A 19,375-nucleotide genomic window follows, 5' to 3' on the forward strand; every position below is an offset into this window, starting at 1 on the left:
TCCGGGCTCGTGCCGAACGGCTCGCCGGCACCGGTGAGCGCAGTGTCCACCTGAAGGAATGCCTGCGCCAATTCGATGCCGAGTGCCTGCTTCGCGGTGAGCGTTCCCGCGCGATGCCGTTCCAGCAGTCCGCTGAGAACGATCTCCACACGCCGCCGGCTGAACTCCGCCAGCGCCGCACCGCCGACTCTGGTCAACTCCGCTTGCAGAGCGCTGCGGAGCGCGCGCTGCTGCGCGAACCACTCCGCCACGGTGGAGACCTGGCCCGCAGCGTGCGGCCCCGTCGGTTCGGTCGCGGCCCTCCCCAGGTTCCCCTGATCGGTACCGGTGGAGTCGGTGAGGGAGGACGGCCGGGACGTCGAGGTAGGTAGCTGTGGTATGTCGGAGAATAGCGATACCTCTTCGACGAGTATCCGTCCGGAAAGGTCGACCTGCAGGAGTACGACCGGGAACTCGGCCGCGCGGTCGTAATCGTCTGCGCGCATGAGCAGTTCGGTACGGAATGTGTCGTGATTGTACCGGAGGCCGTCGGGCGACTTCGTGATCGCCCTGATCGCCAGATCCTCCGCCCGAGCCTTGGCCTGTTGCATATCGGCTTCGATCCGAGCCACCGCGTCGATACTCGCGGCCGACAGGATCGGAGCCAGCTCGAGGTTGTGCTCGGCTGCCTTGTCTTCGATTCGCTGCCGCAGCAACCGCAGGTCCAGTTCGCCCGCGGCTGCTCCGGCGCGCGTCCACTCGCCGAGCCCCAACATGTCCGCGATGCCGTCGGCGATCAGCGCGTCGCGAATCGACTCCAGTCGGCGCATGCGCTCTCGTGCCAGGTCACCCAGCTGCTGAATCTGTTGTGCCAGCTCTCCGGTTGGCACGTGGGGGTGTTCGATGAAATGCGGGGCGGATTGTTCGACGGCCGCACCGGCTGCGTCCGGGTCGATGCCGAACCACATGCCGCGTTGCCGATCGACGAGGCGCGCGATTTCGTCGAATGTGAAAGGCGCGCCGTAGGGCACTGCGAACGCTCCCGGCTGGGTGCGCCTGCCGTCTTGCTGGGATTCGGTCAGGGCGCGCCAGGAACGAGCGAATGCCACTGCCGGACCATCGGCGGTGGCGGTCGGGCGTGGTCCCGATGGCGCGGGGATCGGCCCCCGGTCGGCCGCGCGCCGGCGCGCTACCTCGTTGCGACGGGCGGCATCACGCCACACTTCGACCGGTGTGAGTCCCCGCAGCAGTGCTTGCAGGGCGTAGGCCGGATGTGTGAAGTCCGCGGGTGCGCTCATACCGAAGGCGACGTTCGCCTCGGCCAGCGCTTCGATCGGATTGAAAACCGCGCGGTCACCCAGCTGTGGAGCCGCCGGCACGCCCGAGCCGCGCTGTGCCTGCTTGTGGCGTGCCAGATCCTGGAGGAGCAAAGCCTCCCTCGGATCCCCGGAGATCGCTTTCCACCATGCTGCGAAGACTTCTGATAATGGGATGTTTCCGTCCGGGTGGGCGTCCTCCAGTGCGGACATATCGAAGTCGAATCCGGGTTTGTCTTTCGGCTGCGTCAGCCAATGCCGAAACGCTTCGTAGATCCGATCGTTCGGATGCGCGGTCTTTTTCCCCAGGCTGTATCGATCGAGTTGATCCAGCCAGTCTTCGAAAGTGACATCGGCGGGTATGGACGGGAAATGTCCAAGAGTCTGCGAGTCATTCTCGGTCCAGACGCCTAGATCTTCGGTTCGGTGGGATCGTTCCGGATTCTTCAGGCTCTCGAAATATGTCAGCAGGTACCCGAATGCCTTGGCCTCGATTGATTCCAGAATCTCCTGTCGATCGAAGCTGCGCGCCTTCTGGTCTCGGAGATGGACGATTTCGTGCCGGACTGTGGCGTAGAGGAGGTCACCTGTCGGATAGTGCCTGAACCCGTTCTCTCCAGGTTGCGAGTAAGTTCCCTTGAACTGCATCTCGTTGAGCACGATCACGCGCACATCGGGAGCTACCCCCAGTCGTCCCGAGATGGCATCGCTTCCGGGGGCCATCGGAGCGATAACCAGCACATCGATCCCGAAATCCGGATTCGCATGCAGCGATTTCAACAGGGCTTTTCGCTCGGCAAGTGAAGAATCTACGGTGATACCGTGCTTGTACAGCTCGAAGATCTCGTCGTACTCATCGATGATCGCGCTTCGGACCGAGAGCGCGGATTCGACCGATAGCTTCTCCAGGCCGAGCACCTCGATGCCGAACGTATCGAATATCTCGCCGGCGATGGCCCTGTTGATGTCACGCGCCGTCGCGGCCTTCGCTTCGGCGTCGTCCCGCGGTGATCCGGCCCCGGTCTCGTCCGCCGGCCGGTCGGCGCCGAGGTCGTCCTGGCCCAGCGGGCCGAGCACCTTCCCGTCTGTACGCGGTGCTTTCAGGCTGGGGTCGTGCGGGTGGAGGTTGGTGAGATTGTCTTCCTCATCGGTGGTGAGGTAGGCGACGAATGCCTCTTCGATGTCCGGGTAGGACTGTGTGTATTCGTCGATCACGCGTACCCGGGGGATACGGTCGGGGTCGCTCGGATCGGTGTGGGGGTCGTCCGGGTTGCTGATATTGGTGTCGAAAACGACGACGTTGCCACCGCGCTTGTTGTCGGTGTTGGTGATGGTCAAGGAGTGCATATCCTTGCCGTCATCGAGGAGGACGACGGCGGTATCCGCTCCGCCCTCGAGGTTTCGAATATCGGCGACGACCCGACCGACGGGGTCCTCGGTGCCGGGCTCCATTGGGACGAGTTGGGTGGCGATGGCTCTGCGGAGGTGTTCCGCGCTCTTGTGCCATCTCCTGGGTTTGGTACCTGTTTCGAGGCCGAGTGCCCAGGTTGCTTGGGATGTCTGGTTGATGCAGTCCAGTAGCCGCCGGGCTTTGAACAGCCGCCGGTACAGCGACCAGCCGGCCACGGTGCCGAATGCCACCGCGGTCGATGCGCTGGCAGCCTGGTTTCCGAGCAGCACTATCGTGCCCCCGGCAGCCAATGGACCCAACGCGTTCGCACCCCGATTGAGCGCGGTGCCAATGGATCTCACCCGCGCCCGCACGTCGGGCGGTGTCGTCTTGTTCAGGTATGTACTCAGCTGTGGCCCGGCCATACCGAGGGCCGCCCACGTGGCGGCCAGTCCTGCCGATGCCGCCCAGGGGCCCGTGGTGGTTGCCGCGAGTATCGCGGGGACGCCGAGTCCGGCCAATCTGGTCGTGAGCAGTGTGTCGAGACTGGTCTTCTCCAGCCACCGCTTGGGGATCAGATTTCCGACCACACCTCCTAGCGGGGTGATCAACAACGCTGTTCCCTGCTGCCACAGCGGAAGACCTGAGTTGGTCAGCAGTGACGTGTATTGCAGCCCCTGCACTCCCAGATACAGATTTGCGACGGCCTGATTGGCGGTGAAACGCCGCCGAACCGGAGAATTCCGGACGGTGCGCATCCCCTCGGCGACAGACTCCCGCACGCTTTGCTGTTTGTCCGCTTTCGGCTTGTTGTCGGCGTCGGGCATGCGCCGCACCGTCGTCAGATTCGCGACATTGGCACCCAGGCTGATGAGGGCAGCCGGCCAAGCGCCGGCGCTCAGTGCCGCGGGCGCCAGGCCGTTTCCGAGAATGCGGGTGATGTGCGTCTTCAGGTTGGTGAGGCGGTTCCACCCGAGCTGCGCGGGCCCGACCATCCCGATGAGCAGGTTGTCGGCGACACTGCCGTAAAGGACGGCAGCTCCCGCATTGACGAGTGTCGTTCCGATGAGGAAGGGAACGGTGTAGGTCGAACCGGCCGCCAGGTTCACTGCCGCGGCGCCGTCCACCAGCGCCGCCACGGCCAGCGTGCCGGTCATCAGCTTCTTGGGTTGGGCGTGGTCGGCCAGATGTCCCGCGATCAGTGCGCCGCCGATGTACGGCAGCTGGGTCGCCCACCCGACAGCACCCGCCAGTCCCGGCCCGCCGTGCTGCATGAAGTACAGCGACGTCACTGTCGACATGAGCTCGAAGCTGGCGTCGTTCAGGAACTCGGCGCCGATACGTACCCCTACGTAGGGCTTGTCGCGAACGAGGTGCAGCAGCGAATCGTCGTTCGGGGCGGCCCCGGTCTCGTCCGGTTCCGTGTTCGCGGATTCCTGCGGATTCGGTTCGTGCTCCGGGGTTTCCGGTTCACGCGCGGGTGGTCCGGTGATGTCGGAGTCGAAGTCGGGGGCGATGTGAGATTGCTCTGGTGTGGTGTGGGGTGTGAGAGCGCCGTTCTCGGTGGGGTCGAAGTAGGCGATGTAGGTGTGTTCGGGGTTGGTGTAGGTGGCTTTCCAGTCGAAGTAGGGCCGGGCTTCGCCGCCGGTGAGCTGATCGTGGATGTAGGTGTTGGTGAGCCCGGTGGCCGGGTCCGTTTTGCGGGTGATGATGTAGGCGTGTGCGCGGGTGCCCTTGCCGACGATGGCGACGGCAAAGGTGCCGATGGGCTTGCCGCGAAGGTCGTCGACGGCCTTCTTCATCGGGTCGTCGGAACGGTCGGGCGTGGTGGGGGGCAGGTGTTGTAGTCCGGCGTTGGTGGCGCGCTGGAAGTGGATGGCTTTGCGTCCGGCCAGGGGGAGGACATCCAGGCCGTTCTGCCGGAGGATGTCGACGACCCAGGGCAAACACGTGCGGACCTCATCGGGGAGCTCTGTTGAACGGTCTGCGGCGCGCTGTGTCTTGCGTCGTGCGCTGCCGAGGTGGCTGTCCACGGTGTGCGGACTGACGCCCAGCTGTGCGGCGATCTCCCGGTTCGACAGACCTTGTTCCGACAACGCGAGGATCTGGCTTTCGCGATTCGTCAGGCGCGGCCGGCGGGGGGTGTCCTGCTCGCCGGGCAGTTCCCTCGGAAGTGCGACGGTGACCCCGTGACGCTCCGCCAGAAGATTGACCAAATCTCTTGCGGTCGACCACAGTACGGTCGAATCGGTCATCAGGTTCGTCGGATTGCCGGGTGTTGATGCCGGGCCGGGGCGGGCGGGCAGGAATACGTCGAGTCGCCGCCGCCGATTGAGGGGTAGCGCTGCCAGGACGCGGCGCAGTTCGTCGGTGGAGACCTGTGCCAATATCTGAGCGACGGCGGACTCTTCGTTCAGGCCGGCGCTCCGCACTACGAAATCGCGGAATCGGCGGAGGAATTCGGCTGCCGGGCGGTGCTCGCTGATCACATTGCGCGCGACGGTGTCGACCCATTCCGCCACGCTCCGGTCGCTGGTCGCGGGAGGACGCGACGCGCGCGCCCAGAATTCCGCGGCTATCCGCGGCGCCGATGCCTCGCCGATTTCGGTTGCCGCAAGCCGGAATACCGTGTCGGCGAAGTACTGTCGAATCTCGTCTGCGGTGAGGGCCGGCCAGTTGCTCGCGCCGGTGACGGTGTGGCGGCCCGGACGGACGGCCAGGTAGCCTTCGTCGCGCAATACCCGGTACGCGCGCCGGACGGCATTGACCCGTTCGGGATCGAACAGTCGCATCAGCAGGCGCGTAGAGGGTAGTGACAGTCCTTCCCGCAGCCCATTGGTCACAATCGATCGGCGCAGTGCGTCCACCAGCCTGTTGCGCCACTGTGCCCGAGCCGTCTGCGGGTCCGAGGTGGCCTGTTCGATGATCGACAGGACGTCATCGGTCCCGGCCTCGGACAAGGCGGCCGCGAGCTGGGCCCTCGTGTAGGTCGCCAGTACCGCGTCCTCGCGCGAGTGCACACCCAGATTGGTGTAGATCCGGTCCAAATGGACGCGGACGGTCTCCTCCGAAATCTTCTGGTCGGCCGCGATCTGCTCATTCGTCTGCCCGATAGCTACCAGGTGGAGAATCCGGGATTGCTGTGCCGTGAGAGCGTCTGCCGTGGCGTTCGCTTCGTCCTCGTGCGACCAGTCGGCGTCGTTGACATCCACGTACCCCGCACGAATACCTACGGCCACCATTCCGGTCCGTGCGTCGACCCCGAAGATCTCTCCCACCGCCGCCAGACGACGCCGCACGCTGTCCTTCCCAGCGGCCAGACCTCGGGTGGCGGGATGTGTTCGAGCGATGGCGTCGTTCGGCAGGCCCTTCGCGGCCAGCACCAGCATCTCGTGTGCGTCGGTGGGCAGCACAGGCGCAACGGGTACCGGCATCGCCGGAAGCTCCGAGACGTCGAGCAGACCGCGGCGCACCGCTTCCGACACCGCCGCGACCGGATTCGCTACCCGGAGCTTCCGCACGATCTGCCCGGTGTGTCGCGTCACGGTGCCGGGAGACCAGCCGGTGCTGCGGACGATCGCGGCTCTCGACAGTCCCTGGGCGTTCATTCGGAGGACCGTCAGCTCGGGCGCACTCAGGTTGTCGTGTGTCCCAGGGACCGAGTTCTCGTGTGCCAGTGACCTGGCCAGGCGGCGTAGCGCACCCGCGGTTGCCGTTCGCACCGCCGCGGGTGACAGGGCAGGAGCCGTCCAGCCCCGCGTACTCAACACCCGCGCGGCCTCCGCGGGCGACAGGCCCCGTTGGTAGGTGAGCTCCAGGATGCTCTGCTGGATCGGGCTCAGTCGACGGAAGTGTTCGTCGAACTGCGAGGCGGTCGCCCCACCCAATGATTCGGCGATCGGATCCGACTCGTCGGCATGTTCGAGTTCGCGGTACGCGGTCGTCAGACCGTCGCGCAACCGCGGATGTTCCGCCTGTCGGTCGGCCTGCCGCTGCGGTGGGTTGCCGAACCAGGGTGTGCCGTCCGGTCGGTGGTTGAAAGCTATTGCGCCATCGGGGATTCCCCCGTGCATGGGCATGACTCCGCCGCGGCGACGCGGCTGTTTCGCGGGAATCGCATGCAGATCGCCGGGGTTGGGAGCCGGGACGTAGTGTTCGACGGCACCGCCCGCGGTGGGCGATCCACCGCCTCGCCGCCGCGACGGATCGGAAGTGGATGTGCCGGTGCCCGTGCCGTCCTCGACGGTCGACGCGTTGTCCGGCCTCGCGGTCGCCGCGTAGCGCGCGGGGCCCTGGAGCAGGACGGCGGTGAGATTGTCGTTGGTCTGCTGCGCGGCGAGCGCACCCTGGATATATGCCTGCGCCGCAGCGATCAAGGTGCCCGACCTGGCGTAATCCTGGGCGACCTGCTCGGCTACCGATGCCGCGGTACTACGAGGATTCGACGGGCTGCCCGCGAGGTGTTTGATCGGTCCGTCGGTGAACAGGCCCACGATTCCGGGACCGGTGACATCGAATACCTGGGGCTGTGGCGGCTGCCATTCCCGTGCCCAGCCCTTACCGAGGCCGGTGAGCGGCTTGTCGGCCTCCGGGCGGCCCATGGCTTCGCGCTCGGTGTCGCCGAACAACTCCATGTACTGCCGCACGTAGGTGTCGGGCTCGGTGAGTTCCCGGGAGTCGCTGTCGTCCAAGGGAATCCATACCGCACGCGCATCTCCCCGAGAATCGGTGATGACCTGGGTGGGTGTCACCAATGCCACCACGATGGTGGCTTTGGGAGAGTCCACCGCACTGGATTCGGCGTAATCGGCCTCGATCAGGTCCAGCACTGCCTGCTGGGCCGCCTCGAGCGCCTCCGCTACCACCGCTACCGGGTCCCAGGTGGCACCCGCCGCGGCCGCCTCCGCGTGCCGTGTCAGCACATCGGCCGCTGCCTGCGCGCCCGCCTGTGCGGCGAGGTCGCCGCCGGTCGAATGGGCGACACCATCGGTCACCGTCGCGAGGGTCATCTGTTCGCCGCCGACCGTCGCGGTCGCGATGCTGAAGTCGTCCTGATTGCGGGAGTGCCGCTGTCGCGCCGATCTGCCGCCGATATCGGTGACGCCGGCGGCATGGCCCAGATCGACTTCCCGGTGGGTGCGGTCGTCGGCGGTCGCGGCCGGAACCGGTGTGGCAGAGCCACTGTCCGCATCGGTTGCGACCGGTGCGGCGGGATCGGTCGGAATCAGACGCTGATCCAGATCCTGGACGGCAGCCACTGCGGCCCGATGCCGTTGATCGGCGCGGGCGGCCTGCTGGTCGAGTTCGGCCGATCTGTCCGCGGTTCGGATCAGCTCGCTGATCAGCCAGGATTGCAGCGGTGACGGATTCGGCGAGTGCGGGGCCGGGTCGCGCGGGACAGCGCGTATCAGCGAATCGTATTGCTCGGCGCGGTCTTTCGGTGAGGTGTGGCCCAGCACAGTGACGAGCGCGTCGAGCCAATCGGTCAGTGTGGCCAGTAGTTCGTACCGCTGTACCGATCGATCGAGCTCACTCTCGGATTGCCCGACATCATCGACCCGCTGGGCCGCGTCGGAGGTGTGCTCGAACAACTGGGTGTACACCAGGCTCGCCTGCCAGGTGGCCGCGGCATCGAGGCCGGCGAGCAGTCGGACGACGTCATCGCGTCGTGTCGCGTCTCCCGCGGCAGCCTCCACCGCCGAAACGATCGAACTGACCGTGTCGAGTGCCGATCGCAGCTGGGTCTCGGCGTCGACCGCGGCGCGGGTGCGCGCGACCGCGGCAGCGGCATCCGACATTTCCTCGACCGCACTCGCGAACTCCGCCAGCAGCGCGGCCCGTCCAGTCGCGGGCGCGTTTTCTTGCTGAGCCGCCCGGAGTTCCGCGTGACGGGCGCGGATACGGTCGAGTGGCAGTGCGGAGGGTGACGAATCAGGTTGTACGAGGTACGGGTTGGCAGCGGCCTTTTCGTGACCGATGGCCTTTTCGTGACCGTTGTTCGTGTGTCCGTTATCTCCGGCGATATTCGCCGGGGCTTCCTCCAGACCGCGGGCACGTGCCATCGGTGCCGGATCGATGTCCGGCCCGAGCAGCGCGGTGACTACCTCCTCGAGGTCGACCTCTTCGTGCCGGAATACCCACTCGTACAGGAAGTCGCCGACGGTGCTGTCGATACCACCTCGTTCGTCGATCAGTCGCAGGACTCGCCGGCCCACGGTGTGAGCGAGCAACTCGGCCATGACATAGCTGGAGTAGACCGCGCTGTAATTCGTGCCGATGCCCGGATTGAAGATGTGGCCGAAGTATTGCAGGCGATAGTGATTCGGCATGTCGGGCAGTGCCAGCCCGGCCTGCGCCAGGAACCGCTGCTCCATGTCGCCGACTTGCCCGCTCGGATTCGATCCCGCGGGTAGTTCGGATGGGGCGAGCAGATGCCACTGCAGATCGACCCACGGCCCGGCGAGTTTGTCGACGGTATCGAACCCCAGATATGCCTGCGACCATTCCTCGAGCTTTTCGACCTGTGCCGGCGGCAGTGTGGGTGCGAAGTTGCGAACCACTTCCGGGACGGTCAGCAGCATCGGCAGCAGTATCCCGGGAAACTCCGCGAAATTGCGCGGCAGTCGCCGCACCGATTGTTCGTGAACACCCTCGCCGAGTATGGAATTCAGCACATGCCCGAATTCGTGAACCACGGATCGCGCGTTCTCCCAGGACAGGCCATTACCCGGGGTGCTCAGGTTGGTGTGCATCATGCGCACGGGAAGCTGTCCGGACCATCCGAGCTTTCCGATGAGCTGGTCGGTCCATGCACCCGACGATTTGCCGGGTCTGGCAAAGGGGTCGAAGCAGAAGGCACCCATCGGGTGCCCGTCCTTGTCGAGAACCTCGAATACGCGGACGCCGTGATCGGCGTCGGGGACGGGAATCTGCCCGGTTCGTTCCACGACCCGGATACCGAACAGCTTCTCGGCTAAATAGAAGGCGCCATCTTTCAGAACCTTGTCCAGATCGAGATGTTCGCGAATCTCGTTGTCGTCGATTCCGAATTGCGCGGCGAGGAGTTTCCGTCGCGCGTGCGGGATGTCCCAGGGCTGGAGATGATCGACCCCGATCGCGGCGGCGCCTTCGCGAGCCTCCGCCCTGGCTTTCGCTACCGCGGCCGGTGCGAGCCTGTTGATCACCGCGACGACTTGCCGGACCTCGACAGGCTCCACCGCCGCTTGGTATTCCGCATGATCGGTGTATCCGAGCAACTGGGCTCGTTCATGGCGGAGGGCGAGTAGTTCGAGTGCGATCTGTGTGTTGTCCCATTCACCACCAACGCAACGTGCATGCCCGGCCTGCCAGAGCTCCGCCCGCAGCTCCCGGTCGTCGAGTACCGCTAGTACTGGGCTGAGAACGCGGCTGAGGCCGCCCACCTGCAGTCGGAAGCTGCCTTCGGGATCACCATGCGCAATGGCCGCTTTCCGCGCTGCTGCTATCGCCGATTGCGACATACCCGACAAGCGGTGCCCGTCGGCCCCAGGGATCACGACACCCTGTGCCTTGTTCGCCTCCACCTGATTGGCTTGGTACCGCGCTTGCAGGAGCGCCATTCTCGTCTCGATTTCGCCGAGGCGCCCGCGGACCACATCGTCGAGTCCCATCCCGTTGCGGGCGAAATCCAGATACAACCGCCGGAGGTACCAGGAATCCTCCTTCGTCAAGCTGAGCTGCGCACGGCTCCTGTAGAGAGTCGCTATGCGCTCGAACAGTTTCGGATTCGTCATCACCCAGCGGCGGTGGGCAATCTCTACCTCGCTGAACTCTTCTTCGACCGCGCGGAGTTCGTCACTGTTGTCGGTTTTGGATCTGGTGGCCATCGTGGAGGAGACCAGGGCGAACAACTCTCCGCAGGTAGCGAAGGCGCGCAGGGTATTTGCCACACTGGCGGGATCCGAATTGCCCGCAATCGCCTCGATTTCCTGGCGGTGCACACCGATCGCGTGCTTCAGGGCGGGAAGATAATGGGAAGGCTGCAGCTGCGCGAAATCCGGAATTCCGTAGGGCCGCGCGTGTGCGGTGGCGAACGGGTTCGACTCCTGCAGGGGCGGGACCACACGAATCCTCTGGCCGGTGGCCTGATTCGGCTGAGACGGCTCGCCACGTCGTTCGGACAGGTTCCTGCGGGGGCGTTCGTCTGCCTCCTGGCGCGTTTGCGCAGGGGCGGTTTCGGTTGTTGCCGGCTCTGCGGGTGTCACGCTGACATCGGCCGGCCCTTCGATCAGAATCCGCCCCGACGGGTCGAACAGCACTCGGACCGGGGCATCGCCGTCTTCCGGCGTGAGCATGCTCTCGACCAGGTCCGTTGCCCGGGTGCGAGCCTCTGTCAGACCGTCGTCGACGGTCAACATCCAGAACAGGGCGTCCTGCACGGTATCCAGCGCCGGCAAGATGTCCGGGTCGTCTGTTCGCCGCGACAGGTCGTTGGCGCGCTGCCAGAGTTCGGTCAGATTCAGATCGGTTGCCTGGGCACCGTTACGAGCCCAGTCGGTGAGCCCCAGCAGCTCGGTGAGACTGTCGTTGAGCAGGAGTTCGCGCACCCACTCCAGCCGCCACACCCGTTCGCGGGTCAGATCCCCGATCTGTTGAATCGCCTGTGCCAGTGCGTCGGTCGGCACGTGGTCGAGCTCGGTGAAGTGAGGCCCCGCACCGTCGTCGGCACCGCCGACGGCATCCGGGTCGTCGCCGAGCAGGATCCCCTGTTGCCGGTCGACGAGACGCGCGAGTTCGTCCATGGCGAAGGGGGATCCCGCGGGCCCGTCCATGACTCCAGCGGTCGCGTTTCGAAACTCCTCTTGTTCGGCCGGGGTTTGCTCACGCCACAGCCGCGCCATCGTCGCGGCCGGGCCGCCGGTCGCGATCGTGGCGCGGGGGCCGGCCGGGGCGGGAATCGGGCCGAGATCGATGGCTCTGTGTGCCGCAACCGCATTGCGACGGGCGGCATCACGCCATACTTCGACCGGGGTGAGGCCCCGCAGTAGCGCCTGCAGTGCATAGGCCGGATGAGTGAGGTCGGTGGGCGCGCTGTGTCCGAAGGCGAGATTCGCCTCGGCCAGCGCCTCGCCCGGATTGAATACGGCGAGGTCGCCCATGGCGGGAACCGGCGAGCCGTCCGGGCCGGCATCCTGCGCCTGCTGGTGCTGCAAATCCTCCAGTATCTCGAGCCACTGCCAGTCCTCGATGTTGTCTATCCACGCGCCGAACAGCTCGGACAGGGAGTATTTGCGGTCCGGATGGGCGCTCTCCAATTCGCTCAGATCGATCGCGAATCCGTTTTTGGTCTTCGGTTGAGTCAGCCAGTGCCGAAAGACGCTGTACTGCAGGTCGAGTGGGTTCGTACCCTTGTGCTCTCTGCTGTATCCGGCAAGTTGATCGAGCCACTGAGCGAAGCTCATCTCGGCCGGCAGTGCCGGGAACTCGCCGAATGCCTGCGTATCCTGTTCGGTCCAATCGCCGAAGGCCGCCGCACGGCGGGCGGACAGCGGGTCCTTGAGACTTCGGAAATGGCTGTACAGGAAACCGAAAGCCTGCTCTGCCATCGATCTGTCCGGGGACCCCGGTGGATAGAGGTCCGCGATCGGGTCACGCTGATGAGCGAGTTCGTGACGGACAGTTCCATAAATATGGTTCCCGATCGGATCGAGTAGCTTGTCCGCGGTCGCCGGCCGAAGTGCCTGTTCGGCCTCCTTCGTCCCCGAGAAGTGGTTTTCGTTGAGGAAGATTATGCGCGGATTCTCGCCGATCCCCGGCCTTCCGGAGATTGCGGTCGGTGCGTCGTTCAATGGCACCACAGCGATGAAGTCGGGCCCGTAGTCCGGTGGTTCCACCAGGCTGTCTATGACTGCCTTTCGCTCGGCCGGCGATGAATCGACGGTGATCCCGTACTTGTACAGTTCGAGTACTTCATCGAACTCGTCGACAACGGCGTTGCGGATCGACAGCGCGGTGGCGACCGGAACCTTCTCGAGACCCAACACCTCGATGCCGTAGGTATCGAATATCTCTCCAGCGATCGCGCGCTTGATATTTCGGGCGGTGTGTTCGTCATAGTTCGGGATACCGGCCGGTGATGTGCTGGCGGTCGGCGCGCTTGCGGGATCGTCCGCGGATCTTTCGCCGGCTTTTCGTGCCGATCCGGTCCAAGGCCCCGGCGCGGGTTCGGCCGGCGCCTGCTGAGCTGCCGGGCGGGCGTGCGGATCGAAACCTCGATGCTGTGCCACGGCGATCAGGGCGCCCCGGCCCGAAATACCGAGTTTGTCGATGATGTGGTCGATATAGTTGTCGACTGTGCGTTGGGACAGACCCAGTGCCCGGGCTATCTGTTTGCTCGACAACCCCTTTCCGACCTCGCGCAGCACGGCCTCTTCCTGACCGGTCAACTTCCGGGTGTACCGGCTCGCGCTCGGATCGTGCGCTATCGCGAGATCGTCCGCGTAGATGATGCCGGCGCGCAGCGCCAGCCCCACCATTCCGGCCCGATCCCGAGTACCGAGCTTGTTGCCGAGACCGGTCAGGCAGGTTCGCAATTTGAATTCGCTGAGCTGCAGCCTTTCCCGGATATCGGGGTTCTTCAGCCCGTCGGCGAGTGCGATCAGGACGGCTGTTTCCCTATCGGTCATGGCGATAGGCGCACCAGCGAGTTCGGGAAGATCCCCCAGCGCCAGGATTCCGGTGTGCACCGCGACGCCGACGGCGCCGGCTCGGTTCGGCGTCCGGAGCTTTCGCAATATGCGGTCGGTGTGGTTACCGACGGTGGCCGGTGACAGCTCGAGCGCCTCGGCGATGGCGTCGGCGGGCAAGCCTTGTGCGATGTATCGCAGAATCGTGGTCTCGTGGTCGGACAGCGCACGATCATCGGTATCCGCGGCCGCGACATCCGCCGCCGCGAAGTCGGCGTCGGTCAGCAGGTTGTGTGCGCGCGCGACCGCAACCAGCCCGCCGATCCCGCGAACCCCGAGTTGGGCGGCGATCGCATCGAGGTATTCGTACATCTTCCGCTCGGTGGTGCCGATCATCGGCGCGATGCGCTTGACCGCGGTCCCTCTGGCGAGCTCGCGCAGGATGGTGATGTCGGTGCTGGACAGGCGGGCCAGTTCCGGCGCGGCCGTGGCCTTGCTCGGCGGCTCCGATGCGACGCGACCGCCCAGATACCTGGCCACACTGCGCAATCCGCGCGTGGCCAGCTCGATGACAGCGGATTCCGGACGGTCCAGTTCAGCCGCGATGGCTGCCCACTCGAGCTGATCCTGGAACCGTCGTTGCAGAATTTCGCGTGGCGCCGGATCGACGGCCTGGACTGCCTGCCGCAGCTGCGCGGGGCTCGCGGTGGCGATTGCCACCAACCGGGGGTCGGTGGCGGCGACGCCGGTCAGGTCTATGAAGGCAAGGACGAACCGCGACCGGAGTTGCTCGAATTCGATATGGCCCTGGGCCACTACACGGGCGATGCGATCGAACCACACGCCCGGTGCGTCGACCGGCACGGTGGACACCTGGCGTTCGGCCCGGGCGAGAGCCTCGGCCGTGAGGCGCGCGATCGCCGAATCGTCGTGCACCAGAGCGGCGATGCGTTGCCGCACCTGCTGCCGATAGTGCTCACGCAGACGCGCGAACGCCGTCGCGTCGCCGTCGCGGGCGGCGCGCGCGAGGTCCGCCGGCGCGCCGAGGTTCGGTTCGTTCGGCCCGGCTGCTCGATCACTGGATTCCCCCAGCGCGGTATCGGTGGGGGAATCCAGGGGGAACCACTGGAATGACGGGGCGGGCTGCTGCGATTGCCGCGATGCGGTGGCGCCGGTGCCCGGCACATCTTCGACCAGGATCCGACCGGACAGGTCCACCTGCAGCAGACGCGCGACCGCCGATGCGCCACGCTGCCGGATGTCCGCCGCTACCGCGGCCGCAAAGTCGTATTCTTCCGCACGGGCGAAGAATTCGACTCGTCCGTCGTTGTAGCGGGTACCGTGCTGCGACTGGGTGACCTCGGCGATCGCCAACTCTTCCGCGCGAGCCCGAGCCTGGCGCAAGTCCGCCTCGATCGGCGCCACCGCGGCGATGTCGGTGGCCAAGAGGGCCAGCGTCAGCTGCGTATCGTAGTCGGCGTCGCGTGCCACCGCCTCGTCGATCCGCTGCTGCAGCAAACGCAAGTCCAGGTCGGTCGCTACCGCTCCGGCGCGCGCCCACTCGCCGAGACCCAGCACGTCCGAGATGCCGCCGGTCACCAGTGCGTCGCGAATCACTTCCAGCTGCCGCATGCGCTCGCGGGCCACATCGAGCATGGTTTGAATCTGTTGTGCCAGTTCACCGGTCGGGACGTGGGGGTGTTCGACCAGTGGTGGTGCGGATTGTTCGCCGGCCGAACCGACCACATCCGGGTCGACACCCAGCAACAGCCCGTGTTGCCGATCGACCAGGCGTGCGATTTCGTCCAATGAGAAGGGGGCGCCGTCGGGAACCTGCCACGATCCGGATTCGCTGCGCACGGCGCTCTGCTCTGACTCCGGCTGGGCACGCCACGATCTCGCCAAGTTCGCTGCCGGACCGTCGACGGTGATGGTCGGGCGGGGTCCCGACGGTGCGGGGATCGATCCGCGGTCGGCTGCCCGCCGGCGCGCGACCTCGTTGCGGCGGGCGGCATCACGCCATACCTCGACCGGAGCGAGCCCTCGCAACAGTGCCTGCAGGGCGTAGGCCGGATGGGTGAAGTCCGCGGGCGCGCTCCTACCGAAGGCGAGATTCGCTTCGGCCAGTGCTTCGCCCGGGTTGAACACTTCGCGGTCACCCAAGCTCGGGAACGGCCCGCCATCAGGGCCGAGCTCGGTCAGCTGGTGGACCGACAGATCTCGCAGGAGCAGCTCGGCCAAATCCGGGGACTCGTGAACCTTCTCGGTCCACTTCTCGAATACGGCCCGCAGTGGGTAGTTTCCGTCCGGATACGCCTCCTCCAGCTCGGACATATCGATATCGAATCCGGGTTTGTCCTTCGGCTGTTTCAGCCAATGCTGAAATGCTTCGAAGGCCGCGTCGGACGGTCGGGGCTTCTTCTTCACCCTGCTGTATCCGGCGAGCTGATCGAGCCAATCCTCGAAACTTGTATCGGCAGGTATGGCGGGGAATTCGCCGAGAATTTCCGCATCCTGCTCGGTCCATGGCCCCAGTTGGCCGGTCCGGCGGGCCGTCTCCGGATCCTTCAGACCATCGAAATACGTCAGCAGGAACCCGAACGCCTGTGCCTCGAGTGATTTCAGTCTGTCCTGTCGATCGGCATGGCGCCCCAATTGGTCTCGGTGATGGGCTATTTCGTGCCGGAACATCGCGTAGGCGGTATCGCCCGTCGGATCGAGCAGGAGATTACTGCCCTTCCCCGTACCGGGTGTCTGCCGGAGTTTGCTCGCATCGGCGAAGGTGAGCTCGTTGACGAAGATCGTGCGTACATTGCCTCCCAGTGGCAGCCGTCCGGCGGAGCCATCCACTTTTACGCTGATCGGCACGATGGCGATCACATCCACCCCGAAATCCGGCCGCGTGGGCAACGTTTCCATCAGGGCTTTTCGCTCGGCCAGCGAGGAGTCCACGGTTATACCGTGCTTGTACAGCTCGAAGATCTCGTCGTACTCGTCGATGATCGCGTTCCGGATCGAGAGCGCGGTGGCGATCGGTAGTTTCTCCAGGCCGAGAACATCGATGCCGTAGGTATCGAAGATCTCCGCGGCGATGGCCCGCTTGATACCGCGCGAGATCTCGGATTCGCCTGCCGGGGGGCCGATACCGGACGAAGGCCGCGGGATACCGGTTCCGGCATCGCGATCGGAATCGTCGCCGCTGCGACGATTCGTGTCGTCGCCGGACAATGGGATGGTCGTGTCGTCCAGCGGCACAGCGACGTCGGTGTGCCGGTCGGCGAATGCCTCCCGCAGCAGTGCGGCCGCGCCGGCCGCGATCTCCGAGACTTTCGACGCCGGTATGCCGAGGCGGTCGCCCACTGCCTGCGCCGTGAGTCCTTCGTACAAGTGAAGGAAGACAACACTCTGCGCGAGGGCCGGGTCGGGCAGGTCGGCGAGTGCTGCGCGCAGAGTGGCCGAAAATTCCGGACTGGACTCGGGTGATTCGGTGATCTGTTCCCGCGTCGTGCGCGGGCGTGGACCGGAACGATCATCGGAATCTATGAAATCGCGCGCCGCGGCTACCGTGGTCCGATCCAGATTCAGTTCTCGGGCTAGTCGTCCGTCGTCGATCGACTCAGTGGAATGGCTGTTCAGATAGGTGTAGACCGCCATGTACTGTTTTCGCGTCGTTCCGTCCATGTACGGGAAACGCCGCTCGAAGAATGAATCGAGTCGAGCGCCACGCGCCGCTGCCCACGCGGAAGGAGTGAACGCATCGACCGGTGCGAAATTGGAGATGGCCTGGAGTATCTCCGGGATCGCTCGGGACTGTATATCTTCGTACTCCTCGGTCGACTCCGACCAGCGCCCTGCGACAGCATTGGGAAGCCATGAGTACTTCTTGTAGATGGCATTCCGGATTCGCTGTTCTTCCGGCGAACCCGGCCGGGTGGCGATCAGCTCCCAGAAGAGGCGGTTCTCCTTTTCGTCCACGATCGCCGCGCCCGGCCGCGCGTAGAACTTTTCGATGGCCTGGACGAGAACGGCATTCGGTAGCCCTAGGTTGTCGCGCAGCGTTCGCAGTACGGGTATGCGCGGTCTGGAGAACCGCTCCATTCTGGATACCGAACTCGCTGCTCGGCCGGCGCGCACACCGAACTCCGCCTGGGTCAGGCCGTAGTAGCTTCGGAGAGCCCGCAGCCAGCTGTGGATAGTCTTGTGCTCGGCGGGTTCGGGCCGCGATCTGGTTTCGGGAGTGGATTGCAGGAAGTGCTGGACTTCGGCCGATTCCAGCTGCGCGTCGACGATATGGATGGTCATGGCGACCATTTCGGAACGCGATTTGGCGCCCAGCATCGCGAGGATGCGCCGGAACCTCGCCGGAACGGTCATGGCCTCGTGGCCGATGATCTCGTCCACTTGCGCATCCGACATGCCCCGGGCTGTCAGGGCCAATAGAGCGATATCCAGAGACGTCAGTCCGGCGGCCGCTACACTCCGGGTTCCCCTGATGATCCCGCCGCGTATCGCGGCCGCGACCACTGCCGTCCTGCGATTGGCGACGCCCAGTTTGTCCGCGAGCTTGGCGACATCGTATGTGACACCTTTCATGGTGCGATGGACGAGTTTCGATATTTCCTTGTCGGTGTAGCCCGCGGCGAGTAGCCGGAGCAGCTCCACCTGGCTCGCGCTGAAATCTCCGATCGACGGCTCATTGCGCGGCGCGGTTTCTCCTCGTTCGCGATTTCCGGCATTGATGAAACCGGATCGAACAGCGGCCGCCAGCAGCTCGTCTCGGATATCGATGCCGAGCTTGTCCACGATATGGAGCCAGCGATCGGTGATATCGCTGGTCGACAATCCCCATTGTCCGGCGATATCCTCGTCCGACTTTCCGGACAGGGCCAACCGGAATTGTGCTTTTTCTCCGTCGGACAGTGTCCGGTACAGCTTCTTGGGAACCACATCAGCCGGCGGGGGCGATGTTTCGTCGAACCAGTGGCCCGCTTCGCTCAGAGCTTTCCGGCGTGCATCCGGATCCAGCTTCCGGGCGGCATCGAGGAACATTCGTCCGATGTCGGAAACCGTCACTCCCCAGCGTGCTGCCAGGTCCGGATCCGACATACCTTCGGCGGCGAGCCGGAGCCCTTCCAACTCCGTCACCGACAGTGCGGCCGTGCCGCCCGTTCCGACCGGCTGTGCGGGTGTGGCGGCCGCGAGGGCGAAGGCCAGTTTCCGGATCGCGGACCGTAGCGTTCGATCGGTGGCGACATCGTCGATGGCGGCACGTGCGCCGCCGCGCGTGGGCCGGGATCGCAGCAGAGTTGCGCGTTGGCTGTTCGTCAGTGACCCCAAGGCGCGCTGCAACTCCGAAGCAGGCGCCTCGGCCAGTGAGCGCTCCAGCTCCGATGCGCCGCCCATGCGGCGGTAGAGCGATCGCATGCTGTTGCGAAATGCGATGTGAGGGGCGGGGTTCGCCGCGGTGCCGGATTCGCCTGCCGGGGGGCCGGTGATCTCTCGGGATGCGTGGGCCAGGAGGACTTCGCTGTCCTCGCGCCGGGTGACCGGTGTGAGCACGCCGGCGGTGCTGGTGAATTTCGCGGTGTAGGCGAAGTCGATTCGGGTGTAACGGGATCGTCGGTTGGGGTCGTACTCCCGGATGCGGTGCCGGTCGCCGTCGATGAGGGTGTCGTAGATGTATACGGTGCCCTCGGTCTTGGTGAGCAGGTAGGCGTGGGCACGGTTGCGGGTGCCGTCCTCCTCGGACGTGCCGACTACGACCACAATGGTGTCGAGTTCGGGGTCGGCGACGAGTTCGTCGTATGCCGAGCGCATCGGGTCGGGCAGGGAGTTGTCGGGGGTGGCCTGCACGAATCCGGCGGCGATACCGGCTTCCAGACTCGGGAAGTTGATGGGAGTGTCCGGATCGACAGTGGCGGTGTCGAGACCGAGCATGAGCAGCATGCGCGTCACCCAGGGGACACAGTCGAACACCTCGGGGGGGAGGTCACCGGCGATGCTGTCCTCGTCCGGCGTGTGCTCGC

The 19,375-nt window shown here is 65.3% G+C and carries 1 protein-coding gene (only partly in view); it reads right to left on the reverse strand.

Every position in this 19,375-nt window falls within one protein-coding gene, locus LKD76_RS04730, for an MFS transporter (protein WP_227979721.1), read on the reverse strand. The gene is 63,477 nt long; 25,465 of those nucleotides lie to the left of the window and 18,637 to its right, leaving coding positions 18,638–38,012 in view (codon 6,213, partial, through codon 12,671, partial); the first complete codon in reading order (the gene reads right to left) occupies positions 19,371–19,373. Both the start codon and the stop codon lie outside the window.

This window comes from Nocardia spumae (assembly GCF_020733635.1).
GTDB classification, from domain to species: domain Bacteria; phylum Actinomycetota; class Actinomycetes; order Mycobacteriales; family Mycobacteriaceae; genus Nocardia; species Nocardia spumae.